Below are 25,367 nucleotides of genomic sequence, written 5' to 3' on the forward strand. Positions count from 1 at the left end.
TCACGGGGCCGAGGCCTCGGCCAGCAGCTCGCGCAGCTCCTCCAGCACCGCCTGCTCGTCGGTGCCGTCGAGGGCCCCGAGGGCCGCGCGCCAGGCGTCATGCGCCTCCGGCCGCCGTCCCTGCTCGCTCAGCAGCAGCCCGTGCTGGTGGCGGGCGAGGCCGCCGATGTAGCGGTCGGCGCGGGCGTCGGCCCGGCGCAGCAGTTCGGTGCACTCCTCGGCGGCCCGCTCGGCCTCGCCCAGCCGGCGCAGCGCGCGGACCAGGCCGAGCCGGGTCTGCGACTCGCCGTGCCAGTCGCCGTGTCCGCCGAGGATGCGCAGGCTCTCCTGGAAGTGCCCGGCGGCAGCGGCCGGTTCGCCGAGGGTGAGGTGGGCGTAGCCGATGTTGCAGTGCGCGGAGTGCTGCACGATGACCGCGCCGATCTCGTCCCCGATCGCCAGCGAGCGCCGGTGCTGCTCGATGGCGGCCCGCGGGTCGGTGTGCTCGTAGAGGTTGCCGAGGTGGCTGCGGGTGACGGCCTCGCCGTAGGGGTCGTTCAGCTGCCGGGAGTGGGCGAGGCTCTGCCGCAGCGCCTCGCCGGACTCCTCGAACCGGCCGAGCCCCTCCAGCAGCAGCCCGCGGTTGTTCAGACAGCGCCGGATCCAGGAGACCGTGCCGAGCCGCCGCCAGATCACGAGGGCCTGGTCGGTGAGGGCGAGGGCGTCGTTCTGCCGGCCGGTCAGGAAGTGCAGGCCCGCGAGGTCGCCCAGGGCGTACGCCTCGGCCGCCGCGTCCCCGAGCCGCCGCGCCGCACCGAGCGCGGCCCGCCCCAGCACCTCCATCTCGGCGACCCGGCCGCTGCGCTGCACATAGGGGAAGAACAGCCGGACCAGCGTGGAGAGATGGGCGTCCCGGCAGTCGTCGCCCGAGCCGGCGTTGCGCTCCACCAGCGCCACGATGTTCTCCAGCTCCACATCGCCCCAGGCGAACGCCCGCTCGGCGGACTCGAAGGTGCCCAGGGTCGCCACGTCCGCCGCGTGCTCCGGCGGCTGGGCGGAGGTGGGCCGCAGACGGTCGTCCTGGTCGAGACCGGGCTCCACGATCGCGACGAGGGCGCGCTCGGCGGCGGTCGCGTACCAGCGCAGGGCGGTCAGGTCCGGATCGGCGCCGGAGGCCGTCTCGGTGCTCTGGCCTGCCAGTTCGCGGGCGAAGTCACGGACCAGGGCGTGCGGGGCGTAGCGGCCGTACTCCGTCTCCTCCAGCAGGGCCACGTCGACCAGCCGGTCCAGGGCGGCCTCGGCGCGGCGCGAGTCGGTGCCGGTGAGGCGGGCGACCAGCGGGGCGCTGTAGGTGGGCAGATCGAGCGCGCCGATGCGGCGCAGGGCGAGGGCCGCGTCCCGGTCGGCCTCGCGTTCGGCGGCGGCGAGCGCGTCATGGGCGACGGCCAGCGACCGGCGGACGCTCAGGTCGTCGTACTCCAGGTGGTGCAGGCGGCCTTCCGTGGCGGCCAGTTGACCGGCCAGCACGTCCGGGGTGAGGGCCCGGCGGGCGGCCAGCCGGGCGGCGACGACCCGCAGCGCGAGCGGCAGCCTGCCGGTCAGCTCGACCAGGGCGTGGCTCGCGTCGAGCCCCTCGCGTCCGCTCACCGCGCGCAATAGTGCCGCGCTGTCCTCGCCGGTCAGCGGGGAGAGCGGGAAGCGCCGGGCGCCGTCCAGGGCGGTCAGCGGGGAGCGGCTGGTGATGATCACGGCGCAGCCGGGCCCGGCCGGCAGCAGGGGCCGTACCTGGGCCGCGCTCGCCGCGTCGTCCAGCACCAGCAGGATGCGGGCCGGGGCGAGCAGGGAGCGGAGCAACGCGGCTGCGGCGTCCGGGTGTTCGGGGATGTTGCGGGGATCGGCGCCGAGGTCACGGAGCAGGGCGGTGAGCGCCTGGGACGAGGTGAGCGGGGCCATGCCGGGGGTCGCGCCGTGCAGGTTCACATACAGCTGACCATCAGGGAAACGTTCCCTCATTTCATGGGCCACGTGCAGGGCGAGGGCGCTCTTGCCCACGCCGGCCATGCCGCTGATCACGGCGACCTGGCTCCGCCGGTTGGCGAGGGTGTCGTGCAGCGCGTTGATGTCTGCTGCTCGGCCGGTGAAGTTTGCGGGGGGTGCCGGTAGTTGGGCCGGCGCGGGTGTGTGGGGGGGTACCCGGCCTTCGGCCGGGTTCGGGTTCCCACCCGCACCGACCGTGCCACTTTCGTTGTCGGGTGCGGGTGACCCCTGTGGGGGGTGCTCGCCGTCGGCGGCTGCGGGTACGTGCGTGCCGTACGTGCGCTGGGCAGGGACCCTGGGAGCGGCTACCCCGGCCTCCCATGCCGGGGCGCCCCGCAGGACCTCCACATGAGCCTCGCGGACCGACGGTCCCGGTTCGATGCCGAGTTCCTCCACCAGGCGGGCGCGCAGGTCGCGGTGGACGGCCAGGGCCTCGGCCTGGCGGCCGGTGCGGTGCAGAGCGAGCATCAGCTGGCGGTGGTAGGCCTCGCGCAGCGGATGCTCGGCGACCAGGGCCGCCAGCTCGGGGACGAGTTCGGCCAACCGGGCTCCGCCGAGCGCGAGTTCGGCGTCGTACCGCCACTCCAGCAGGAGCAGCCGCGCCTCCTCCAGACGCTGTACGAGGGCGTAGCCGCCGAAGTCGGCGGGAAGTCCGCTGAGCGGGGTGCCGCGCCAGAGTGCGAGCGCGGCCGTGCAGGGGCGCACGACACCCGCCCAGTCCCGCCGGGCGTGCGCGGCGCGCGCCTCGGCGACCCGGGCGTCGAAGACGTGCACGTCCAACTCGCCCTCGTCCACGCGCAGCAGATAGCCGGGCGCCACGGCCCTGAGCCGCTCGGGGTCGTCCAGGAGCCGGCGCAGCCGGGTGACGTGGTTGTGCAGCGAGGCCTGCGCGGAGACGGGGGGTGCCCCGCCCCACAGGGCGTCCTTCAGCGACTCGACCGAGACGACCCGGCCTGCCTCCAGCAGCAGCGCGGCGAGCAGGGCGCGGACCTTGGGGCTGCCGATGGCACGGACGAGACTGTCGGGCGTGTCGGGGGTGCAGGAGGCGTCGGAGGTGTCGGAAGTACCGGGGGTGCCTGAGGTGCCGGGGACGCCGTCAGCAGCGCCGTACGAAATCTCGTACGGCTGCCGGTCGTACAGGACGGGCGGTCCCAGCAGTCCGAACCGCAGCTCGCACCGCCGCATCCCGCTCCACTGCCTTCCCGCGCGGTCCCGTCCGACCGTGCTGCGCGGCGGGCGTGTGCCCGCCGTTCCCTGGCGGAAATCCGCCCCATTCCAACGATTTTCCGCCAGCCACCACCTGTTGGCAGGGGCCGGAATCCGTTAGGGTTCCTGCCTACCAGCCCTGCCGCCCGGCTACTTCCGGCCAGCCGAACCGCGACCTGCGGACGAACCGTTGGCCACATGTTAGCGATCCGTTGGTGGGCCCTGATGTGATCCTTTCATCGGATCCGGCCCGACGGCGCGCGCGGCAAGTCGCGTAACTCGGGGGAGTGTCGCCGCAGGCCTGATCCGGGGACGCAAGGGCCCCCGGTCGTCGGAGGTGAACGACCGGGGCCCTGTCCCGTCCCTTTCCCGCCCTTCGGGCCTTCGCCGCCCCTCGCCACCCTTCGCTCAGATGACGGGCGGGCGTCCGAGCCGGGTGAGCCGCCACACCGTCCGCCAGCGCATCGGCCGCCGCTCGCCGGGCGACTCCCGCAACCCCTCCGCGAACCCGCCGAACCAGGCCCGCAGCCCGGCCAGGGAGCGGGTGCGGGCGAGGGTGAGCAGCAGCCACGCCCCCAGGTGCACCGGGATGAGCGGCAGCGGCAGCCGGCGCCGGACGAGCCAGACCCGGTTGCGGGCGTTGACGCGGTAGTAGATGGCGTGCCGGGCCGGCGAGGTCTTGGGGTGCTGCAGCAGCAGCTTGGGGGCGTAGAGGATCTTCCAGCCGGCGTCGGCGGCCCGCCAGGCGAGGTCGGTCTCCTCGTGCGCGAAGAAGAACTCGGCGGGCCAGTCACCGGTCTCGGCCAGCATCGCCATGCGGAGGGCGTGCCCGCCGCCGAGGAAACCGGTGACATAACCGCCGCGCAGGGGGTCGGACTTGCCCACCCGGGGCACGTGCCGCTGCTGCGTCTCACCGTGTTCGTCGGCGATGCGGAAGCCGATGACGCCGAGGCGGGGGTCGGCCGCGTACAGCTCGCGCACCCGGCGCAGCACGTCGGGGTCGACGAGCAGTCCGTCGTCGTCCAGTTCCACCACGGCGTCGACGTCGCCGTACTCCCGCAGCCGGGCCAGGGCGACGTTGCGGCCGCCCGGGCAGCCGAGGTTCTCCTCGACGTCGATGGTGGTGACCTCGCCCGGCAGGGACAGCCGCTCGGCGAACTCGGGCAGCCGGCAGCCGTTGCCGACGATCACGATGCGGGCGGGCGCGACGTCCTGTTTGGCCACGGACTCCAGCAGGGCGTCGACTTCGGCGGGCCGGTTGCCCATGGTCACCACGGCGACGGCGATCCTCGGCTCCACCATGTCCCTCACCCCATCCGGCCGACGGCGGCACCGGCGTCCTGACCGCGGGGCGCTCGCCGTTCACCAAGATGTTGCCTCAGGTGCGCCGGTCCACCTGACGCCGATTCACTTTGCAGCCCCTTTGCTCCGGTTTTGTGTGCACCTTTCCTTGGGTCGCGGGAACTTCAGCGGCGACTCCCCTCCCCCGGCTCGCCACGACTGCGCACTCTCGACAACTCCCGACGGCCGTTCGGCCCTCTCGCCACGGCCCGCGCGGATCCGGAGCGCAGCGCCGACCACACGCCCGCCGCGGTCACGGCCGCGAACGCCACCAGGACCGCGGTGGCCACGCCCGGCCTGCGGCCGCTGAGCAAGCGGGCTATGGCAATGACGGGACCGAACTCAGCTACCGCGCCGAAGGCGAGGACGACCGTGCCGAAGCGGCCGCGGTCGACACGGTCGTACCCGTGGAACTCATCGTGCGCCGGAGCACGGCCCGGCCGCCCGGTAGGGGGCCTCCCGGCGCGGTTGAAACCGCGCTGAAACCACGCTGAACCGCCTCGGCCGCAAGCTCTGCGGCATGACGACGACAGACCACGAACTCGCCATCGCAGCCACCGGGTTGCGCAAGTCCTACGGCGACAAGAACGTCCTGGACGGCATCGACATCCAGGTGCCGGCCGGCACGATCTTCTCGTTGCTCGGCCCGAACGGCGCGGGCAAGACCACCGCCGTCAAGATCCTCTCCACTCTGATCTCCGCGGACGGGGGTCAGGCGCGGATCGCCGGGCACGACCTCACCACCCAGGCCCAGACGGTACGGGCCGCGATCGGCGTCACCGGGCAGTTCTCCGCCGTGGACGGCCTGATCACCGGTGAGGAGAACATGCTCCTGATGGCCGACCTGCACCACTTCTCCAAGCGGGAGGGACGCCAGGTCACCGCCGAACTGCTGGAACGCTTCGACCTCACCGAGGCCGCGAAGAAGCCCGCCTCCACCTACTCCGGCGGCATGAAGCGCCGCCTCGACATCGCCATGACCCTGGTCGGCAACCCGCGGATCATCTTCCTCGACGAGCCGACCACCGGCCTCGACCCACGCTCCCGCCACACCATGTGGCAGATCATCCGCGAGCTGGTCTCCGACGGCGTCACCGTCTTCCTCACCACCCAGTACCTGGACGAGGCCGACGAACTCGCCGACCGCATCGCGGTGCTCAACGGCGGCAGGATCGTCGCCGAGGGCAGCGCCGAGGAACTCAAACGGCTCGTCCCCGGCGGACACGTCCGGCTGCGCTTCACCGACCCGGCCGCGTACGAACGGGCCGCGACCGCGCTGCGCGAGGCCTCCCGGGACGACGAGTCCCTCGCCCTGCAGATCCCGAGCGACGGCAGCCAGCGCGAACTGCGCGCCATCCTCGACTGGCTCGACGCCGCCGACATCGAGGCGGACGAACTGTCCGTGCACACCCCGGACCTGGACGACGTGTTCTTCGCCCTGACCGGCACTTCCGACCCCGCCCCCGCCCCCGCCGCCGGCACCGCCGACAAGGAGACCGTCCGATGAGCGCCCCCGCCCACGCCTTCCGCGACAACCTCACGATGCTGCGCCGCAGCCTCCTGCACGCCCGGCGCTACCCGTCGCTCACCCTGAACCTGCTGCTCACCCCGATCATGCTGTTGCTGCTCTTCGTCTACGTCTTCGGCGACGTGATGAGCGCGGGCATGGCCGGCGGCCACGCGGACCGCTCCGAGTACATCGCCTACATCGTCCCCGGCATCCTCCTGATGACCGTGGGCATGACCTCGCTCGGCACCGCCGTGTCCGTGGCCACCGACATGACCGAGGGCATCATCGCCCGGTTCCGCACCATGGCGATCTCCCGCGCCTCGGTGCTGACCGGCCACGTGATCGGCACCGTGATCCAGACGATGCTGGCCCTGGCGCTGATCCTCGGCATCGGGGTGGCCATGGGCTTCCGGCCCGACGCCACGCCGCTGGAGTGGCTCGCGGCGGCCGGCCTGATGGCCCTGGTCAGCCTCGCCCTGACCTGGATCGCGGTCGGCATCGGCCTGGTGAGCCCGAACGCCGAGGGGGCCAGCAACCTCGGCATGCCGCTGACGATGCTGCCGCTGCTGTCCAGCGCGTTCGTGCCGGTGGACGCCATGCCGGGCGGGTTCCGCTGGTTCGCCGAGTACCAGCCCTTCTCGCCGGCCATCGAGACCCTGCGCGGGCTGCTGCTGGGCAGCGAGATCGGCACGAAGAACGCGGTGCTGGCGGTCGGCTGGTGTCTGGCGCTGACCGTGCTGGGCTACCTGTGGTCCAGGGCGCAGTTCAACCGCGAGCCGCGGAGTTGAGGTCGCGTCACTCGCGAGCCGCAGCGGTGAGTTCGCGCAGTGCAGCGGCCCGCAACTCCTCCTGGCCCAGGGTGGTGTACGCCGATCTCGCCTCGGCGTAGGCCGCCCTGTCGGCGTTCTCTGCCGCATGCCGGGACCGCACCGAGGACAGGGTGGGCAGGTCCCGCATCACCGGCATCCGCTCCGCCAGCGCCATCAGCCGTACCGCCGCCGTGTCGCCACGGGCCAGCCCGGTGAAGCCGAGCGCCAGCAGCACCGTGCCGTACACCGGCAGTTCCGGCAGGTCCCCGGCCCCGGGGGAGCCGGACAGCATCCCGAGCAGCCGTACCCGCAGATGCTCGGCCAGGTGGGTCACCGGCTCCAGCCGGCCGTGCTGCGCGTGCGCCGCGAGCGCGGCCGCCTGCACCTGCAGCGCCCACGACTCCAGGAAGGGATCACCGGCCACCAGCAGGCTGCTCTCCCGCAGCCCCTGCGCGGCCTGTCGCCACAGGCCGAGCCCGACCTCGGTCAGTCCCCGGGCCAGTGCGATCTCCGCCCGGGCCTGCAGCCCTTCGGGAGTGAGGGGCTGGGCGTGCTCCGGCTGCCGGTCCGGGGCGGCGAGGCCCAGCCAGTACTCCGCCTCGTCGACCTCCCCGCGCTGCAGACAGGCGGACACCAGCCCGTAGCGGACGCCGATCGCGTCGGACCAGTCCCCCACCTCGCCGAGCGCCTCCGCGGCCCGCAGATGGTCGTACGCCTCCGCGCCCCGCTCCGTCTTGAGGCACAACTCGCTGATCCGACCGTGACTGAGCAGCATCATGAACGGATTGCCGAGCGGCTCCACCGCGGTGAGCATCCGGCGGGCGCACTCGAGCGCGCGCTCCGTCTCGTACGTGGATTCCCACACGTAGCTGGCGACGCCCGCCGCGATGCCCGCCAGCATGGGTTCGTCGGCGTCGCACAGTTCCTGGAGCCGCGCGTACTGAGGCGGGTGTATGTCCGGGACGGCACCCAGCACGACGGCCAGTGCCCGTGGCACGGTGTCCGGCCGGGCGGGCGGCAGCCGGCGCAGGGTGACGAGCTGGCGCACGGCGTGCGGGCCGTGGCCCATGAAGAGGCCGGCCGCGCACACCACCGCCGCGCTTCGAGCCGCCTCCAGATCCTCGGGGTCCTCTGGCCCCGGACGGAAATGGGACAGCGGCCCGCCGGTCTCGGCGGCGAGGCCGGTGAGCCGGGCGTAGTTGTTGCCGGCGGACCACAGGCAGGCCAGTGCGGCGGTGACCGCGGCGACGGCCGGCACGTCGGCGCGGGCCAGGCCGTGCCGCAGCGCCAGGACGAGGTTGTCCTGCTCGGCACGGACGCGACCGAAGGCGGCCAGCGCCTCGGCGCCGAACAGCTCGTCGTGGTGCGCCCGGCCGAAGTCCCGGGCCCAGCAAAGGAACCGGCCGGTCACCGCCTCCCCCTCGCCCGCCTCCTCCCGCCGGGCCGCGCTGAACTCCCGCAGCGTCTCCAGCATGTGGAAGCGCACCCCGGAAGGGCTGTCACCCACCTTGATCAGGGACTGCCCGGCCAGCTGCTCCAACAGATCCAGCGCGCCCCCGCTCTCACCGAGCACGTACTCCGCCGCGTCCACGGTGAAGCCCCCGGGGAAGACCGACAGCGCGCGCAGCGCGGCCCGGCCGTCGCTCTCCAGCAGGTTCCAGCTCCACTCGACCACGGCCCGCAGCGTGCGATGCCGTTCGGGTGCGTCGCGGGCGCCGCCGCGCAGCAGCGCGAAACGGTCCTGCAGGCGGCGCGCGATGTCGGCCACGGAGAGCACCCGCACCCGGGCGGCAGCGAGTTCCACGGCCAGCGGCAGCCCGTCCAGGTGGCGGCAGATCTCGGCCACGGGGTCGGCGGGCAGCTCGACGCCGGGCCGGGCCGCCCGCGCCCGCTGCACGAAGAGTTCCACGGAGGTCGCCGGGGACAACTCGGGCAGCGCGTACACGGACTCCGAGGTCAGCCCCAGCGGCGCCCGGCTGGTCGCCAGCACCCGCAGCTCCTTCGACCGCGACACCAGCGCCTGGACGAGACCGGCCGCACCGGCGAGTACGTGCTCGCAGTTGTCCAGCACCAACAGGGCGGGGCCGGGACCCAGCGCGGCGACGATGCCGCTCACCGTGTCCCCGCCGCCGGCGAACTGCCGGACGTCCCCGGTGCCGACCGCCGAGGCCACCTCGTCGGCCACGTCCTCGTCGGCGGTGACACCGGCCAGGGCGACGAAGTGCACCAAGGGCTGCGCGGCCGCCCGGCTCACCGCGTACGAGAGCCGCGTCTTGCCCAGCCCGCCGGGGCCCACGACGGTGACCACGCGCGCGTCGCGCAGCAGCCCGGCGACGGCGGCGACGTCGGCGTCCCGCCCCAGCAGGGGGTTCGGCTCATGCGGCACGCCGTGGCGGACGGGTGGGGTGTCCGCGCGCAGCAACTCCTGGTACACGGACCTGAGCCGGGGCCCCGGATCCGTGCCCAGCTCGTCGCGCAGCCCGCGCCGGTAGGCGTCGTACCGGGTCAGCGCCGCGGCCCGGCCCGCCGTGGCCGCCTCGCAGCGCAGCAGCTCCGCCAGCACCTCCTCGTCGCGCGGCAGTTCGCGGACCAGTTCGGCCAGCGGCGCCGCGGCCTCCGCCCTGCGCCCCAGCCGGGCCAGCGCGAGCGCCCGGTACCGGACCAGCGCACGGAACGCCCGGACCCGGTCGGCACGCAGCGCCGTCACCGGATCGTGCCGTTCCTCGTCCGCCCCGGCACCCAGGCTGCCGTCCCACAGCGCCAGCCCCTGCTCGGCCCGCGCCAGGGCACCCTCGTGGTCCCCCGCCCGCGTGCACTCGGCGCTCGCGGCCTCGTACGACAGCAGCGCCGAGCTGTCGACCTGCGCCTCGTCCAGCGCGAGCCGGTATCCGGTCGGTGTGCTCACGATCAGCTCGGCACCGAACTGTGCCCGGAGCCGCGACACCAGTACCTGCACCGCCTTGCCCGGCCGCTCGGGCAGCTCCTCCGCCCACAGCCCCTCGACCAGCCGCCCCGTACTGCACCCGGTACGCAGCTCGTCGGCGAGCAACGCCACCAGTCCACGCAGCCGAGGCGCCGTGATCTCCTGTCCGCGACAGGAGACTCGGGGCAGCAGGGTCAACTCGGTCGTCACGCCTGAAGACTAGCCAGCGAGACGCCGAACACACTCCCGAATCCGCCGCCCTCACAGCCCACGCCGCCGCAACAGAAAAACCCCAGGCCAGAAGCATCTGACCTGGGGTTCCAATGGAGCCGCCTTCGGGATTCGAACCCGAGACCTACGCATTACGAGTGCGTTGCTCTGGCCATCTGAGCTAAGGCGGCACGCTGTCCGCACTATGGTGCGATCAGCAACGTCGGTAAGTCTACACAGTTTCCGGGGTGCTCCGTACCAACCCCCGGAGCACCCCCGACCGACCCGGCGATCAGGTCTATGAGCAGCGCTTTCCCGCCGCCGGAGGCGTCCCGTGGAGGAGGTAGGTGTCGATCGCCGAGTCGATGCAGGAGCTGCCGCGGCCGTAGGCGGTGTGGCCGTCGCCGACGTAGGTCAGCAGGCGGCCCGAGGAGAGCTGGCGGGCGAGGGACTGGGCCCAGGGGTAGGGGGTGGCCGGGTCGCGGGTGGTGCCGACCACGACGATGGGGGCCGCGCCCTTCGCCGCGACGCGGTGCGGCTCGCCCGTCGCCCTCACCGGCCAGTACGCGCAGTTCAGGGAGGCCCAGGCCAGGCTCTCGCCGAAGACCGGGGACGCCTTCTCGAACTGCGGGACGGCCTTCTCCACCTGCTCGGGGCCGGTGAAGGCGGGCGGCAGGTCGAGGCAGTTCACGGCGGCGTTGGCCATCATCAGGTTGCTGTAGTGGCCGTTCGCGTCGCGTTCGTAGTAGCTGTCGGAGAGAGCGAGCAGGCCGGCGCCGTCGTTCTTCTGCATCGCCGAGGTCAGCGCGTCGCGCAGCTGCTCCCAGGTTCCCTCGTCGTACATCGCCGCGATCACCCCGGTGGTGGCCAGCGGCTCGCCGAGCGTGCGGTGGTGCACGTCGTCCGCCGGGATGGGGTGGGCGTCCAGCTTGCGGAAGAAGGCCTGAAGATGGTCGCCGACCTGGGCGGGTGTTGTGCCGCTGCCGCCGAGCGGGCAGTCGGGCCGGCGTACGCAGTCCTTGGCGAACGCCTGGAACGCCGTCTCGAAGCCGGCCGTCTGGTCCAGGTTGAGCTTCCGGGCGTCCAGGGAGGGGTCCATCGCCCCGTCCAGCACCAGACGGCCCACCCGGTCCGGGAACAGCCCGGCGTACGTCGCCCCGAGGAAGGTGCCGTACGACGCCCCCACGTAGTTCAGCCTGGGGTCGCCGAGCACCGCCCGCAGGATGTCCATGTCCCGCGCCGCCTCGATGGTGGACACGTGCCGCAGCAGCTTCGCCGAGTGCGCCCCGCAGCTGTCGGCGAACGTCCGGTACTCGCTGACCAGCGCGTTCCTCTCCCGCTGGTCGTCGGGCGTGTTGTCCGTCTGCGTGTAGGCGTCCATCCGGCGCCCGTCGAGGCATTCGACGGGCTCGCTGCGGGCGACGCCCCGCGGGTCCATCGCGACCATGTCGTAGCGGGCGCGGATCTCGGCGGGGTAGCCGATGCCCGCGTACTGCTGCAGGTAGTCGATCGCGGAGCCGCCCGGGCCGCCCGGGTTGACCAGCAGCGAGCCGAGCGGCCGGTCCTTGCCGGTGGCCTTCTTGCGGGCGACGGCGAGCCGGATGTCACCCGAGCCGGGCTTGGCGTAATCCAGCGGCGCCACCATCGTGGCGCACTGGAAGCCGGCGGCACCGCAGCTGCGCCACTGCAGGTGCTGGGTGTAGTACGACGACAGCGCCGCCGGGGTGGACCGCGGTAGCGCGGCCAGCGCGGCCTCAGCCGCACGGCCGGACGACGTGGTCGAGCTGCCGGCGGAACAGGCGGACACGAGCAGCGCGACGGCCGCGAGGAGGCTGCCCGAGACACGCGCGGTCCCCCGGCGGGTCCGGTTTCGGGTCCGGGTGGCGTACTTCCGGCGGGGGGAGGGCCAGGTGTGCATCGGACGAGCGTAACGCTGAGCGACAGGGTGGGTGCGGTGCGTTCGGACTGTGGCCTCGTACGGGGGACGCGGTCCGTCAACCACCGTACGCCCGGCTCACCCCGCCCGCAGTGCCATCGTCATCGCCTCCACCGCCAGCAGCGGAGCCACGTTGCGGTCCAGGGCCTCGCGGCAGGCGGCGATCGCCTCGATCCGGCGCAGCGTGGCTTCCGGACTGCTGCCGCGGGCCAGCCGGTCCAGGGCGTCCTCGGTGTCGCCGTTGGCGATGGCGACCCGTGAGCCGAGCTGGAGGGCGAGGACGTCGCGGTAGAAGCCGGTGAGGTCGCCGAGAGCCACGTCCAGGCTGTCGCGCTGGGTGCGGGTTCTACGGCGCTTCTGCATGTCCTCGAGGTCCTTCATCACGCCCGCCGTACCGCGCGGCAGCCGTCCGCCCTGGGCCGCGCCGAGCGCCGCCTTCAGCTCCTCGGTCTCCTTGCCGTCCATCTCCTCGGCGAGCTGCTTGGCGTCCTCGGCGGCCGCGTCGACCAGCTCCTGGGCCGCCTTGAGGCAGGCGCCCACCTCGTCCAGCCGCAGCGGGAGCCTGAGCACGGCGGCGCGGCGCTCACGGGCCGCCGGGTCGGTGGCCAGCCGGCGGGCCCGGTCGACATGGCCCTGGGTGGCGCGGGCGGCCGCCGCGGCGACCTGGGGTTCGATGCCGTCACGGCGGACGAGCATGTCGGCGACCGCGTCGACCGAGGGCGTCCGCAGGGTCAGATGGCGGCAGCGGGAGCGGATCGTGGGCAGGACGTCCTCGATCGAGGGGGCACACAGCAGCCAGACCGTCCGCGGGGCGGGCTCCTCGACGGCCTTGAGGACGGCGTTGGCCGACTTCTCGTTCAGCCGCTCGGCGTCCTCGACCAGGATGATCTGCCAGCGGCCGTTCGCGGGAGAGGTGAACGACTTGCGGACCGTGTCCCGCATGTCCCTCACCAGGATCTCCGAGCCCACGGCGGCGACCGTGGTGACGTCCGCGTGGGTGCCGAGCAGCGCGGTGTGGCAGCCGTCGCAGAAGCCGCAGCCGGGTGAGCCGCCGAGGGCGCGGTCGGGGCTCACGCACTGCAGGGCCGCGGCGAAGGCCCGCGCCGTCTGGTTCCGGCCCGCTCCGGGCGGGCCCGTGAACAGCCAGGCGTGGGTCATCTTCGACGCCTCCGGCGGCGGCTGGTCCGCCGCCGCGGCCGTGACCAGGGCGTCGGCGTCCCGGGCGGCGGCGTCGAGCACCGCGCTCACCTTCTCCTGCCCGACGAGGTCGTCCCACACCGTCATGGGTCACGCCGCCCTTCCGTCACACTCCACGTTCCGCCATCCATTGTGCGGGTGCGCACTGACAACGACGGCGGCGCCCGTCGGTGCGCCTGAACGCTCCGACGGGCGCCGCCCGATGTTCTCGCTCAGCCGCGGCGGCCGTGACCCCGGCCCCGGCGGCCCTGGTCCTCGCCCGGCTCTCCGTACCCCTGCTCGTCGTACGACCCCAGCAGCTCGTCCGCCAGGGACGGCAGGTCGTCCAGCGGGGTCTCCTCGGCCCAGTCCGGGCGCGGCCGGCGGCGCGGTGTGCCGTCGGCGTCGACCTGCGGCATCTCGCGCGTACGGTCCTCGGTGCCGTCGGGGCCCGCACCCGGCCGCTCGTCCCGGAAGAAGCCGGGCGGCATCCGGTCCGCCGGGGCGTCGCCCCGCACGGGCGGCAGCACGGCGGTCTCGTCCGCTGCGCCAGGGGTCACCGGCGGGAGTACGGCCGTCTCGTCTGCGGAGGCGGGCGGCGCTGCGGCCTTCCTGTCCGCGGACACGGGCGGCAGCACGGCCGTCTCGTCCGCCGCACCCGCAGGCACCGGCGGCAGCACCGCGGTCTCGTCGGCGGCCGAAGACGCAACCGGCGGCTGCGGCAGCTCGGCCGTCACCTCGGAGTCGGCCCCGCCCTTCCGGGCTTCTTCGGCCCGCTCCTCGCGCACCGGCCGCAGCACCGTCGTCTCGTCCGCGCCCGGCGAGACCACCGGCGTCGGCACGGTCGCCGCGTCCGGGGTCATGCCCGGCACCGGCGGCTGCGGGGTGCCGGGCTTGAGGGCCGCCACGTCGGCCGCAGCCGCGGCCTCGGCCGCCTGACGGCGGGCCTCCTCCGCGCGCAGCAGGGCCTCCTCGGCCTTGCGCTGCTTCTCCAGGCGGCGCGCTTCCTCCTCGGCACGCAGCCGGGCCTGCCGGGCCTCTTCCTCGGCGCGCAGCCGGGCCTCCTCCTCGGCCTGCTTGCGGCGCCGCTCCTCCTCGGCCCTGCGGCGGGCCTCCTCCTCGGCGCGGGCCTTCTCCTCGGCGAGGAGCCGCTGTCGCTCCTCCTCCGCCCGGCGCCGTGCGTCCTCGGCCCGCTGCCGGGCCTCCTCCGCCTGCCGTTCGGCCTCGCGGCGCTGCGCCTCCTCCAGCTCGCGGCGCTTGCGCTCCTCCTCTTCGGCGCGCAGCTTGGCGAGCTGCTCCTCGCGCTCGCGCTCCAGGCGCTCCTCCTCGGCCTTGCGCGCGGCCTCTTCCTCGGCCTTGCGGCGCGCCTCCTCCTCGGCCTTCTTCCGCGCCTCCTCCTGGGCCTTGATCTCGGCCTCGGAGAGCGGCAGCACGGTGTCGAGCCGGTGCCGGATCACAGTGGTGACGGCCTCGGGCTCCTGCGCGGCGTCCACGACCAGGTAGCGGCCCGGGTCGGAGGCGGCGAGGGTGAGGAAACCGGCCCGCACGCGCGCGTGGAACTCGGCGGGCTCCGACTCCAGCCGGTCGGGCGCCTCGGTGAACCGCTCGCGGGCGGCCTCCGGCGCGACGTCCAGCAGGACGGTGAGGTGCGGGACGAGCCCGTCGGTCGCCCAGCGGTTGATGCGGGCGATCTCGGTCGGGGACAGGTCGCGGCCCGCGCCCTGGTAGGCCACGGACGAGTCGATGTACCGGTCCGAGATGACGACGGCGCCGCGCTCCAGGGCGGGCCGTACGACGGTGTCGACGTGCTCGGCCCGGTCGGCGGCGTACAGCAGCGCCTCCGCGCGGTGCGACAGGCCCGCCGAGGACACGTCCAGCAGGATCGAGCGCAGCCGCTTGCCCACGGGGGTGGCGCCCGGCTCGCGGGTGAGGACGACCTCGTGGCCCTTGGCGCGGATCCACTCCGCGAGCGCCTCGGCCTGGGTGGACTTGCCGGCGCCGTCGCCGCCCTCCAGGGCGATGAAGAAGCCGTTCGCCGCCGGGGCCTGGACGGGGTCGTCGCCGCCGAGCAGCGCGTCCTTCAGGTCCTGGCGCAGCGGGACGCCGGAGCGGTCGTCGACCTTGGCGAGCACCAGCGCTGCCACCGGCAGCAGCAGCGCGCCGACCAGCATCAGCGTGAAGGCGGCACCGCCGTGTGCGAAGACGAACCTGCCGTTCTCCAGCCGGTGCGGGCCGATCAGCGCCGCTACCAGGGGGGCGATCAGGGCACCGAGCGCTATGAAGACCCGTACGACCGCGTGCAGGTGCTCGGTGGTGCGGGCCCTGCGGTACTCCTCGGTCTCCTGGTCGAGCAGGGCGTGCCCGGTGTTCGCGGCCACGCCTGCGGCGACACCGGCCAGGGTGACGATCAGCAGCACGGAGGTGACGTCCGGGACGAGCCCGGCGGCCAGCAGGGCGATACCGGTGAAGGCGATCGCGAGGGCCAGGAGCCGGCGGCGCGAGAGCGAGGGCAGCACCGAGGGCGCCGTCCGGATGCCGACGGCGACACCGCCGGTCAGGCCCAGCACCAGCAGGCCGTACAGGACCGGGCCGCCGCCCAGGTCCTTGGCGTGCAGCACGCACACCGCGACCGCGGCGGCGATGGCTCCGGCCACGGCGGCGCAGGCCGGGACGAGCAGCGGGATGGCGCCCGTACGGCCCTTGTCGACGCCCGTGCCGGTGCGCGGACGGCGCAGGCCCTCCAGCGGGGAGCGCGGGCGCGGGGTGCGCGTGTCCGGCAGCTCCAGGAAGGCGACCACGGACAGGGACGCGGCGAACAGTCCAGCCGCCACGTACGACCCGAGGGCCGCCTGGTGCTGGTCGAACCAGGCCACCACGGTGCCGAGCAGGTTGTTCAGCAGGGCGGCGACGACCAGGGCGGCGGCGGCCAGCGGGACGGCCAGGAAGCTGGTGCGCAGCGCGAGGCGGCGCAGGGCGTCCAGGTGGTCCGGCAGCGGCCGTACCGTCGCCCCCTCCGGGGGCGGGGCGGGCAGCAGGGCGGGGGCCGCGCTCTCCCGGCACACCGTCCACAGCCGCTCGGCGACGCCGGTGACGAAGGCGGTGACCAGCAGGACCGCGAGTGCGTTGTCCGGGGTCCAGTCGATCCACAGAGGCGCGACGATCAGCAGCGCGGCCCGCACGCCGTCGGCGCCGGCCATCGTCCAGCGGCGGTCGAGCGGGCCGTCCTGGGAGGTGAGCGTGGTCAGCGGGCCGAGCAGTACCGCGCCGAAGAGCAGCGCGGCGAGGATGCGCGCCGCGAAGACGGTCGCCACTGCGAACGCCACGCCTCGGTAGCCGCCGCCGAAGGAGCCCTCGACGATGGCCGCCTGGAGGACGAGAAGGACCAGCACCAGCAGCGCGAGGGTGTCGCCGACACCGCTCACGAGCTGCGCGCTCCACAGGCGCCGAAGCTCCGGTCGGCGCAGCAGGGAGCGGACGGCGCGCTCGCGGGAGTCCGCGACGAGTGCGTCGTCCGGTTCGGTGGTGGGGGCCGTTGGCTGCTCGGCTCGCGTCATGCGTTCAGCCTATCGGCAGCCACCGACAGCACACCCAGGCCGTCCGGGCATGCGCGCGCCCCGACACCAAAGTGATGCCGGGGCGTTCGTTTCGCGAAGCCGGAGCAGCGCACCGGGCGCCGCTCCGGCGGAGCGTCAGTCCTCCGTGCCGGAGGCGGTCGCCTTCGAAGCCGTCGCCTTCTTGGCCGTCGTCTTCTTCGCCGTGGTCTTCTTCGCGGCCGCGGTCGTCTTCTTCGCCGCCGTCTTCTTGGCGGCGGTCTTCTTCGCCGGAGCGGCCTTCTTGGCCGTGGCCTTCTTCGCCGTCTTCTTGGCGGGCCCCTTCGCCCGCTTCTCGGCGAGCAGCTCGAAGCCGCGCTCCGGAGTGATCGTTTCCACACTGTCGCCGGAGCGCAGGGTCGCGTTGGTCTCGCCGTCGGTGACGTACGGACCGAAGCGGCCGTCCTTGACCACGACCGGCTTGCCGGAGACCGGGTCCTCGCCCAGCTCCTTCAGCGGCGGCTTGGCGGCCGCGCGGCCCCGCTGCTTCGGCTGGGCGTAGATCGCCTGCGCCTCCTCCAGCGTGATCGCGAAGATCTGGTCCTCGGACTGCAGCGAGCGCGAGTCCGTGCCCTTCTTCAGGTACGGGCCGTAGCGGCCGTTCTGCGCGGTGATCTCCACGCCGTCGGCGTCGGTGCCGACGATGCGCGGCAGGGACATCAGCATCAGCGCCTCTTCAAGGGTCACCGTGTCCGGCGCCATGGACTTGAAGAGGGAGGCGGTGCGCGGCTTGACCGCGTTCTTGCCCGTCTTCGGGGTGCCCTCGGGAAGGATCTCCGTGACGTACGGGCCGTAGCGGCCGTCCTTGGCGACGATCATGTTGCCGGTCTCCGGGTGGGCGCCCAGCTCGAAGTCGCCGCTCGGCTTGGCCAGCAGTTCCTCGGCCAGCTCGACGCTCAGCTCGTCCGGCGCCAGGTCGTCCGGGATGTCGGCGCGCTGGTGCTGCTCGGTGTCCTTCTCGCCGCGCTCGATGTACGGGCCGTAGCGGCCGACGCGCAGCACGATGTCGTTGCCCACCGGGAACGAGGAGACCTCGCGCGCGTCGATCGCGCCCAGGTCGGTCACCAGCTCCTTGAGGCCGCCGAGGTGGTCCCCGTCGCCGTTGCCGGCCTCCGCCGCACCCGTGACCGTGCCCTCGCCGAAGTAGAAGCGCTTCAGCCACGGCACTGCCTGGGCCTCGCCGCGGGCGATGCGGTCGAGGTCGTCCTCCATCTTGGCGGTGAAGTCGTAGTCGACGAGCCGCCCGAAGTGCTTCTCCAGGAGGTTGACCACGGCGAAGGACAGGAAGGACGGCACCAGGGCCGTGCCCTTCTTGAACACGTAGCCGCGGTCGAGGATCGTGCCGATGATCGACGCGTACGTCGACGGGCGGCCGATCTCGCGCTCTTCCAGCTCCTTGACCAGGGAGGCCTCGGTGTAGCGGGCCGGGGCCTTGGTGGCGTGGCCGTCGACCGTGATCTCCTCGGCGGACAGCCCGTCGCCCTCGGCGACCTGCGGCAGGCGGCGCTCGCGGTCGTCCAGCTCGGCGTTCGGGTCGTCGGCGCCCTCGACGTAGGCCTTCAGGAAGCCGTGGAAGGTGATCGTCTTGCCGGAGGCGCTGAACTCGACGTCCCGGCCGTCGGCGGCGGTGCCGCCGATCTTCACGGTCACGCTGTTCCCGGTCGCGTCCTTCATCTGGGAGGCGACGGTCCGCTTCCAGATCAGCTCGTAGAGCTTGAACTGGTCGCCGGTCAGGCCGGTCTCCGCCGGGGTGCGGAAACGATCACCCGAGGGGCGGATCGCCTCGTGCGCCTCCTGGGCGTTCTTGACCTTGGCGGCGTAGGTGCGCGGCTGCGGGGGCAGGTAATCGGCGCCGTACAGCTGCGTGACCTGGGCGCGGGCGGCCGAGACCGCGGTGTCGCTCAGCGTCGTGGAGTCCGTACGCATGTACGTGATGTAGCCGTTCTCGTACAGCTTCTGCGCGACCTGCATCGTGGCCTTCGCGCCGAAGCCGAGCTTGCGGCTGGCCTCCTGCTGCAGCGTCGTCGTACGGAACGGGGCGTACGGCGAGCGGCGGTACGGCTTGGACTCGACCGAGCGCACGGAGAAGCGGGTGTTCTCCAGGGCGGCGGCGAGGGCGCGGGCGTTCGCCTCGTCGAGGTGGAGGGTGTTCGCGCTCTTGAGCTGTCCCAGGGAGTCGAAGTCGCGGCCCTGCGCGACGCGCCTGCCGTCGACGCTCTGCAGGCGGGCGAGCAGCGACGACGGGTCCGACGGATCCCCCGCGCGGCCGGTCGCGAAGGTGCCCGTCAGGTCCCAGTACTCGGCCGAACGGAACGCGATGCGCTCGCGTTCCCGCTCCACCACGAGCCGGGTCGCGACCGACTGGACGCGGCCGGCCGACAGACGCGGCATGACCTTCTTCCACAGGACCGGCGAGACCTCGTAGCCGTAGAGGCGGTCGAGGATGCGGCGGGTCTCCTGGGCGTCGACCATGCGCTGGTTGAGGTCGCGCGGGTTGGCGACGGCCTCGCGGATCGCGTCCTTGGTGATCTCGTGGAACACCATGCGCTTGACCGGGACCTTGGGCTTCAGGACCTCCATGAGGTGCCACGCGATGGCCTCGCCCTCGCGGTCCTCATCGGTGGCGAGGAAGAGCTCGTCGGAGTCCTTCAGCAGGTCCTTGAGCTTCTTGACCTGGGCCTTCTTGTCGGCGTTGACGACATAGATCGGCTCGAAGTCGTGCTCGACGTCCACCCCGAGGCGGCGGACCTCGCCGGTGTACTTCTCGGGCACCTCCGCGGCGCCGTTGGGGAGGTCACGGATGTGCCCGACGCTCGCTTCGACTACGTAGCCGGGGCCGAGGTAGCCCTTGATCGTCTTCGCCTTGGCAGGCGACTCGACGATGACGAGTCGGCGGCCGCCCTGTGCGGTCTCGCTGGTCGGGGACAACTTCGCTCTTCTCTCCGGTCGACGCTGTGGCCTCCCCCCAGGCCCTGGTCCCGGGGTCGCGGCGTGCTTCTGGCTCGTGTGACGCTGCGGAGTGTGACGCTACATCCCGCCCCCGTGTCAAACGGGAAAAGCCCACAACGGCCACTCGAACGGTAACCCGACTACCGGCATTCCTGCCGCCCGGAGTGTCCGGTGACGTCTCCTCCCCTGTCCGGAGCGTGACGCTCCCATTACTCGTACGACAGTACGGTCGCCGATGTCAGAGGCGGGTAAGGCAGTACGCGGCAAGGCCCAGCGCGATGACTCCGGCGGCGCCGGCGAGGGTGGCCGATGCGACCTGACTCACACCCTGGGCGACTGGTTCACCACGCCGCACCCGAGTCCCGGTCCACACCAGCAGAGCGCCCCCGAACAGGGCGAACACCACTCCCGCGAAGATCGCCGGCCCGCTCTCCATGACCCGCCCGCCCCTTTCGTGCCGTCCGCCCCTACCCAGCGCGGGGAGGGTGCCACGCGCGGGAGACGGGCGGGCGACATCGGGGTGAACGGCAGGCCGACGTGACCTCGAACACACACTCGAACAAGGTCGGCCCGGCCCGGCACCCGTAATTTTCCGGCCGTTTTACCGGCACCGGCGCGCCCCCACCCGTGCCACCGGCATACGACCCCGATCCGGACGCGAGTACGACGGCTCGGGTAGCCGGGCTACGGCACCCGGCCCGGCCGCCGTACCCGCCTCACACCACCGGGTCCAGGAAGCCCTGCTCCACCAGCAGCCGGATCTGCGCGGGCGTGCGGTCGCGCAGCAGCACCGGGTCCTCGCCGACCAGCTGGGCGATGGCGTCCAGGATGCGGCCGGCGCTCAGCGTGCCGTCGCACACGCCCGCGAAGCCCGCGCCGATCGTGTCCACCTTCGTGGCGCGGCGCATCCCGCGATGCTGGCGCAGCACCACGTGCTCCGGGTCCTCGGCGCCGGGCAGCCCGACCTGCTCCTGGACCACTTCGGCGGCCAGCCTGAAGTGACCTTCGAGCAGGGCCGCGTCGTCGTACTCCCGGAGGAAGTCGAGGCGGTCGAAGTGCGCCCGGATCGCCTCCCCGAGCGGCTGTTCGACCGGGTGCGGCCATTCCTCCACGGTGACCGAGGGCTCGGCGGCCCCGGTCCTGCGCAGGGTGATCCAGCCGAAGCCGATCGCCTTGACCTTGCGCGCCTCGAACTCGTCGAGCCAGGCGTCGTACCGCGCCTGGTACTCCGCGGGGTCACCGCGGTGGTCGCCGGCGTCCCTGAGCCACAGCTCGGCGTACTGCGTGATGTCCTGCACCTCGCGCTGCACGATCCAGGCATCGCACCCGCGCGGCACCCATGACCTGAGTCTGTCCTGCCAGTCCTCCCCCGCGACGTGCTGCCAGTTGGCGAGGAACTGCGCGAACCCGCCCTCGTTCAGGCGGTCGCTCGCTCCTTGAACGAGCGAGCGGCACAGATCGTCCCCGCCCATCCCGCCGTCGCGGTACGTCAGTCGGGCACCCGGCGAGATCACGAACGGCGGGTTGGACACGATCAGATCGAACGTCTCGTCGTTGCGAACCGGCTCGAACAGCGAGCCCTCGCGCAGGTCGGCGGCGGGCGCGCCGGAGAGCGCGAGCGTGAGCGCGGTGATGTGCAGCGCGCGCGGGTTGACGTCGGTGGCCGTCACGCGCGTGGCGTGCTGGGAGGCGTGCAGCGCCTGGATGCCGGAGCCGGTGCCGAGGTCGAGCGCGGAGGCGACGGGCGTACGGACGGTGATGCCGGCGAGGGTCATGGAGGCACCGCCGACACCGAGGACGACGGCCGTATCTGTCTGATGGCCTCGCCGGCCGATGCCGCCCGCGCCGCCGACCGCACAGCCCAGGTCGGACACGATGAACCAGTCCTCGCCGCCGGGACCCCCGTAGGGCCGTACGTCCACGGTCGCGGCCACCTCGTCGCCGCCCACGCGCAGGAGCCACCCGCCCTCCAGGGCCTCCTCGACCGGCAGAACGGCCGCCACGCGCGCGTGGGGCACCGGTTGCTGGAGCAGGAAAAGCCGTACGAGCGTCTCCAGCGGCGTGTCGCCGCGGGTGGCCCGCAGGGCGGGCACCGTCTCGCTGCGGGCCAGCGCCGCGTAGGCGGGGGCGCCGAGCAGATCGAGCAGCCCGTCGGCGGTGAAGGAGGCGGCGAGCAGGGCGTCGCGCAGGCGCGCGGCGACCTCGGGCCGGTCGGTGGCGGGCAGGGGGGCGAGGCCGGAGTCAGTCACGCCCCCCATTGTGGCCCGCGCGGGCGGCCGGGGGCCGCCTCAGCACGGGCCGTGGGCCGATGTCAGCCGGTCGTCGCCGGGGCCGACGCCGACGCCGACGCGGCGACCTGACAGCTGGGCTGCTTGGCGATGGCCGCCTGGACATCGCCCTGCTCCAGCCGCTTCAGCGCCTCCGTGCCGCTGTTGCTCTGCTTGCCGATCTGCTTCGTCTGGTCGGCGACCTCGTGCAGCCCCTGGGCGAACTTGCCCTGGTCCTTGGTGTCGAGATCGTCGACCTGCTTCTTCAGGTCGGCGTACGAGGAGGACAGACCGCTCAGGTTCTTGGTGGCGTCCTGCTGCCGCTTGGCGCCGCCGTCGACGCCGGGGGGCGCTCCTGCGCTGTTGATGGCCGCGGCGAGCGCCTTGTAGCCGTCGGCCATGTCCTGGAAGGCCTGCGAGTACGTCGCCTTGGCCGTCTTCGGCGGCAGGTTGCTGTCCGTGGCGATCTTGGCTATCGACGCGTTCGCCGCCCTGATCTTCGCGTCCTGCGCGGGCACCGCGTCGCACACCGTCTTGGCCCAGGCCACCAGCTTGGGGTCGGGTCCGCTGTCCTTGTTGCTGCTGCATCCCGACAACGCCACTACCAGTACCGCACCGCTGGACAGTGCGGCCGCGAGCTTCTTGTTCACCGGATTGGTCCCTTCCATGGCTCTCGGCCCCCGGAATCTACACGCGGACCGGCGTTCTCCACATGCCGAACGCCCCATTAGTCAGCTTTTGTGACTCTTTACGCCATGGGAGAGAAGGCTCACGACGTGGGCGAGCCCACACACGAAGGCGGGCGGGCGGCGCGTCAGCACGCGCCACCCGCCCGCCCGTTGTGCAGGCCCGGTCCGGACGGCCTACGAAACCACCGCCGGATCAGCCGAGTTGGAGACCCGCTCGGCGCCGTCGTCGTCGCCCACCGCGATGCCGCGCCGCTTGGAGACGTACACCGACACGACGATCACCACGAGCGCCAGGACCGCGATCGCGATGCGTACACCGATGTTCTTGTCGCTGCCGTAGGAGAACTTGATCACCGCGGGCGCGATGAGCAGCGAGACCAGGTTCATGACCTTCAGCAGCGGGTTGATCGCCGGCCCCGCGGTGTCCTTGAAGGGGTCGCCGACCGTGTCGCCGATCACCGTGGCCGCGTGGGCTTCACTGCCCTTGCCGCCGTGATGACCGTCCTCCACCAGCTTCTTGGCGTTGTCCCAGGCGCCACCGGAGTTGGCGAGGAACACCGCCATCAGCGTGCCCGCGCCGATCGCTCCCGCGAGGTACGAACCGAGCGCGCCGACACCGAGGGTGAACCCGATGAAGATCGGCGCCATCACGGCGAGCAGACCGGGCGTGGCCAGCTCGCGCAGGGCGTCCTTGGTGCAGATGTCGACGACGCGCCCGTACTCGGGCTTCTCCGTGTAGTCCATGATCCCGGGGTGCTCGCGGAACTGCCGCCGCACCTCGAACACCACCGAACCCGCCGAGCGCGACACGGCGTTGATGGCGAGTCCGGAGAAGAGGAAGACGACCGCGGCACCCGCGATGAGACCGACCAGGTTGTTGGGCTGCGAGATGTCCAGCGACAGGCTCATCGGCGCACCCGGCCCGGTGAGCTTCGCCCCGACGTCCTGCACGCTGGTCGTGATCGCGTCCCGGTACGACCCGAAGAGCGCCGAGGCCGCGAGGACGGCGGTGGCGATGGCGATGCCCTTGGTGATGGCCTTGGTGGTGTTGCCGACCGCGTCCAGGTTGGTGAGCACCTGCGCGCCCGCGCCCGTGACGTCGCCGGACATCTCGGCGATGCCCTGCGCGTTGTCGGAGACCGGACCGAAGGTGTCCATGGCGACGATCACGCCGACCGTGGTGAGCAGGCCGGTACCGGCCAGGGCGACCGCGAACAGCGCCAGCATGATCGACGTACCGCCGAGCAGGAACGCCCCGTACACGCTGAGGCCGATGAGCAGGGCGGTGTAGACGGCCGATTCCAGACCCAGCGAGATGCCGGAGAGGATGACGGTGGCCGGGCCCGTGAGGGAGGTCTTGCCGATGTCCCTGACCGGGCGGCGGTTCGTCTCGGTGAAGTAGCCGGTCAGCTGCTGGATCACGGCGGCGAGCAGGATGCCGATGGCGACCGCGACCAGCGCGAGGATCCGCGGGTCGCCCTCCTTGCCCCGGATCGCCGCGTCGGTGACGCCGGCGAGGTCGGAGTACTTCGCGGGCAGATAGACGAAGACCGCGATCGCGACCAGGACGAGGGAGATCGCCGCGGAGATGAAGAAGCCGCGGTTGATCGCCGTCATGCCGCTGCGGTCGGCGCGCCGCGGGGCGACCGCGAAGATGCCGATCATGGCGGTGACCACGCCGATGGCGGGCACGAGCAGCGGGAAGGCGAGCCCGGAGTCGCCGAAGGCGACCTTGCCGAGGATCAGTGCGGCCACCAGGGTGACGGCGTACGACTCGAACAGGTCGGCCGCCATGCCGGCGCAGTCGCCGACGTTGTCGCCCACGTTGTCGGCGATGGTCGCGGCATTGCGCGGATCGTCCTCCGGAATGCCCTGCTCGACCTTGCCGACCAGGTCGGCGCCGACGTCGGCGGCCTTGGTGAAGATGCCGCCGCCCACACGCATGAACATGGCGATCAGGGCGGCACCGAGGCCGAAGCCCTCGAGCACCTTCGGCGCGTCGGCCGCGTACACCAGCACCACACAGGAGGCGCCCAGCAGGCCGAGGCCCACCGTGAACATGCCGACGACGCCGCCCGTGCGAAATGCGATCTTCATCGCGGTGTGTGAAACGGTGGTGAGATCCTTTTGCGGTTCACCCGGGCCCGGGGTCGCCTCCCGGGCCGCCGCGGCGACCCGCACATTGCTGCGCACGGCCAGCCACATGCCGATATAGCCGGTGGCCGCCGAGAACGCCGCGCCGATCAGGAAGAACACCGACCGGCCGGCGCGCTGATTCCAGTCGTCCGCGGGCAGCAGCATGAGCAGGAAGAAGACGACGACGGCGAATACGCCGAGCGTGCGCAGCTGCCGGGCGAGATACGCCTTGGCGCCCTCCTGGACCGCCTCGGCGATCTTTTTCATGCTGTCGGTGCCCTCGCCCGCTGCCAGCACCTGGCGCACCAGGACACCCGCGACCACGAGCGCGGCCAGGGCGACGGCCGCGATCACCGCCACGATGATCCGGTTGTCGTCGGTCAGGACCGCTGCTGCGAAGGTTGTGGGTTGGCCCAACTGATGAGGGGTAGAAAGCCCCGCCATTCGTCCTCCTTGACGCTTGGGCTGAGCTCAAGATGTGGACGGATTGTAGGTACCCGATCGCGATCTAAACAGGGCGCGGTAAGCGGAATTGGCCTTCTTGTGCTCTTCAGCAAATGATCGGGATCGCGCCAGGGAACCCGAAAGCGGTAATGCCTCAAAGGCATT

The 25,367-nt window shown here is 72.6% G+C and carries 13 protein-coding genes, 1 tRNA gene and 1 pseudogene; 2 read left to right on the forward strand and 13 right to left on the reverse strand.

The annotated features are described in order from the left end of the window. From ACFYZZ_RS42665 to ACFYZZ_RS42675, 3 genes and pseudogenes are all read right to left on the reverse strand, one after another. Positions 1–3,201, reverse strand: a complete 3,201-nt coding sequence (locus ACFYZZ_RS42665; RefSeq protein ID WP_389188657.1) for a BTAD domain-containing putative transcriptional regulator — start codon at positions 3,199–3,201, stop codon at positions 1–3. Positions 3,202–3,630: 429 nt separating this feature from the next. Next, positions 3,631–4,524 (reverse strand): glycosyltransferase family 2 protein, encoded by an 894-nt coding sequence (locus ACFYZZ_RS42670; protein ID WP_389188659.1) that lies wholly within the window; start codon positions 4,522–4,524, stop codon positions 3,631–3,633. Positions 4,525–4,787: 263 nt separating this feature from the next. Further along, positions 4,788–4,952 (reverse strand): annotated as a pseudogene (locus tag ACFYZZ_RS42675) (cation:proton antiporter); the annotation flags it as partial. Positions 4,953–5,083: 131 nt separating this feature from the next. Between ACFYZZ_RS42675 and ACFYZZ_RS42680 the strand changes: the two are divergent. Beyond that, complete coding sequence (locus ACFYZZ_RS42680) at positions 5,084–6,070, forward strand: ATP-binding cassette domain-containing protein (protein ID WP_389188662.1); 987 nt, start codon at positions 5,084–5,086, stop codon at positions 6,068–6,070. Next, entirely contained in the window at positions 6,067–6,861 is a 795-nt protein-coding gene (locus ACFYZZ_RS42685; RefSeq protein ID WP_389188665.1) for an ABC transporter permease, read from the forward strand. The genes ACFYZZ_RS42680 and ACFYZZ_RS42685 overlap by 4 nt, the downstream gene beginning before the upstream one ends. Positions 6,862–6,868: 7 nt before the next feature. Here the strand turns inward: ACFYZZ_RS42685 and ACFYZZ_RS42690 are convergent, their stop codons facing one another. From ACFYZZ_RS42690 to ACFYZZ_RS42735, 10 genes are all read right to left on the reverse strand, one after another. Next, positions 6,869–10,015: an ATP-binding protein gene (locus tag ACFYZZ_RS42690; RefSeq protein WP_389188668.1), complete on the reverse strand. Its 3,147-nt coding sequence runs from the start codon at positions 10,013–10,015 to the stop codon at positions 6,869–6,871. Positions 10,016–10,129: 114 nt separating this feature from the next. Further along, positions 10,130–10,206: transfer RNA gene (locus tag ACFYZZ_RS42695), tRNA-Thr, on the reverse strand. A 107-nt stretch (positions 10,207–10,313) separates the two neighbouring features. After that, positions 10,314–11,933, reverse strand: a complete 1,620-nt coding sequence (locus tag ACFYZZ_RS42700) for an alpha/beta hydrolase (RefSeq protein ID WP_389188671.1) — start codon at positions 11,931–11,933, stop codon at positions 10,314–10,316. 96 nt (positions 11,934–12,029) lie between these two features. Further along, complete coding sequence (locus ACFYZZ_RS42705; RefSeq protein WP_389188674.1) at positions 12,030–13,235, reverse strand: DNA polymerase III subunit delta'; 1,206 nt, start codon at positions 13,233–13,235, stop codon at positions 12,030–12,032. 125 nt (positions 13,236–13,360) lie between these two features. Continuing rightward, positions 13,361–16,681: a dTMP kinase gene (gene tmk / locus ACFYZZ_RS42710; RefSeq protein WP_389188677.1), complete on the reverse strand. Its 3,321-nt coding sequence runs from the start codon at positions 16,679–16,681 to the stop codon at positions 13,361–13,363. A 135-nt stretch (positions 16,682–16,816) separates the two neighbouring features. After that, positions 16,817–19,645: a type I DNA topoisomerase gene (gene topA / locus ACFYZZ_RS42715; RefSeq protein WP_389188680.1), complete on the reverse strand. Its 2,829-nt coding sequence runs from the start codon at positions 19,643–19,645 to the stop codon at positions 16,817–16,819. 259 nt (positions 19,646–19,904) lie between these two features. Further along, positions 19,905–20,102: a hypothetical protein gene (locus ACFYZZ_RS42720; RefSeq protein WP_386579473.1), complete on the reverse strand. Its 198-nt coding sequence runs from the start codon at positions 20,100–20,102 to the stop codon at positions 19,905–19,907. 280 nt (positions 20,103–20,382) lie between these two features. Then, positions 20,383–21,924 carry a methyltransferase gene (locus ACFYZZ_RS42725; protein WP_389188683.1) on the reverse strand — a complete coding sequence of 514 codons (1,542 nt, stop codon included), beginning with the start codon at positions 21,922–21,924 and terminating at the stop codon, positions 20,383–20,385. A gap of 53 nt (positions 21,925–21,977) precedes the next feature. Beyond that, the gene (locus ACFYZZ_RS42730) at positions 21,978–22,583 is read right to left on the reverse strand and encodes a small secreted protein (RefSeq protein ID WP_389188686.1); all 606 of its coding nucleotides are present in this window, start codon (positions 22,581–22,583) and stop codon (positions 21,978–21,980) included. A gap of 213 nt (positions 22,584–22,796) precedes the next feature. After that, a complete protein-coding gene (locus tag ACFYZZ_RS42735) occupies positions 22,797–25,202 on the reverse strand; it encodes a sodium-translocating pyrophosphatase (protein WP_389188689.1) in 2,406 nt (801 codons plus the stop codon). Positions 25,203–25,367 lie beyond the last annotated feature (165 nt).

This window comes from Streptomyces sp. NPDC001816 (genome assembly GCF_042892235.1).
Lineage (GTDB): Bacteria > Actinomycetota > Actinomycetes > Streptomycetales > Streptomycetaceae > Streptomyces.

Excerpts from the sequence above, each read along its gene's own strand:
- ACFYZZ_RS42665 (WP_389188657.1), bottom strand. The coding sequence starts at position 3,201 with ATGCGGCGGTGCGAGCTGCGGTTCGGACTGCTGGGACCGCCCGTCCTG.
- ACFYZZ_RS42670 (WP_389188659.1), bottom strand. The coding sequence starts at position 4,524 with ATGGTGGAGCCGAGGATCGCCGTCGCCGTGGTGACCATGGGCAACCGG.
- ACFYZZ_RS42680 (WP_389188662.1), top strand. The coding sequence starts at position 5,084 with ATGACGACGACAGACCACGAACTCGCCATCGCAGCCACCGGGTTGCGC.
- ACFYZZ_RS42685 (WP_389188665.1), top strand. The coding sequence starts at position 6,067 with ATGAGCGCCCCCGCCCACGCCTTCCGCGACAACCTCACGATGCTGCGC.
- ACFYZZ_RS42700 (WP_389188671.1), bottom strand. The coding sequence starts at position 11,933 with ATGCACACCTGGCCCTCCCCCCGCCGGAAGTACGCCACCCGGACCCGA.
- ACFYZZ_RS42705 (WP_389188674.1), bottom strand. The coding sequence starts at position 13,235 with ATGACGGTGTGGGACGACCTCGTCGGGCAGGAGAAGGTGAGCGCGGTG.
- tmk (WP_389188677.1), bottom strand. The coding sequence starts at position 16,681 with ATGACGCGAGCCGAGCAGCCAACGGCCCCCACCACCGAACCGGACGAC.
- ACFYZZ_RS42720 (WP_386579473.1), bottom strand. The coding sequence starts at position 20,102 with ATGGAGAGCGGGCCGGCGATCTTCGCGGGAGTGGTGTTCGCCCTGTTC.
- ACFYZZ_RS42725 (WP_389188683.1), bottom strand. The coding sequence starts at position 21,924 with ATGGGGGGCGTGACTGACTCCGGCCTCGCCCCCCTGCCCGCCACCGAC.
- ACFYZZ_RS42735 (WP_389188689.1), bottom strand. The coding sequence starts at position 25,202 with ATGGCGGGGCTTTCTACCCCTCATCAGTTGGGCCAACCCACAACCTTC.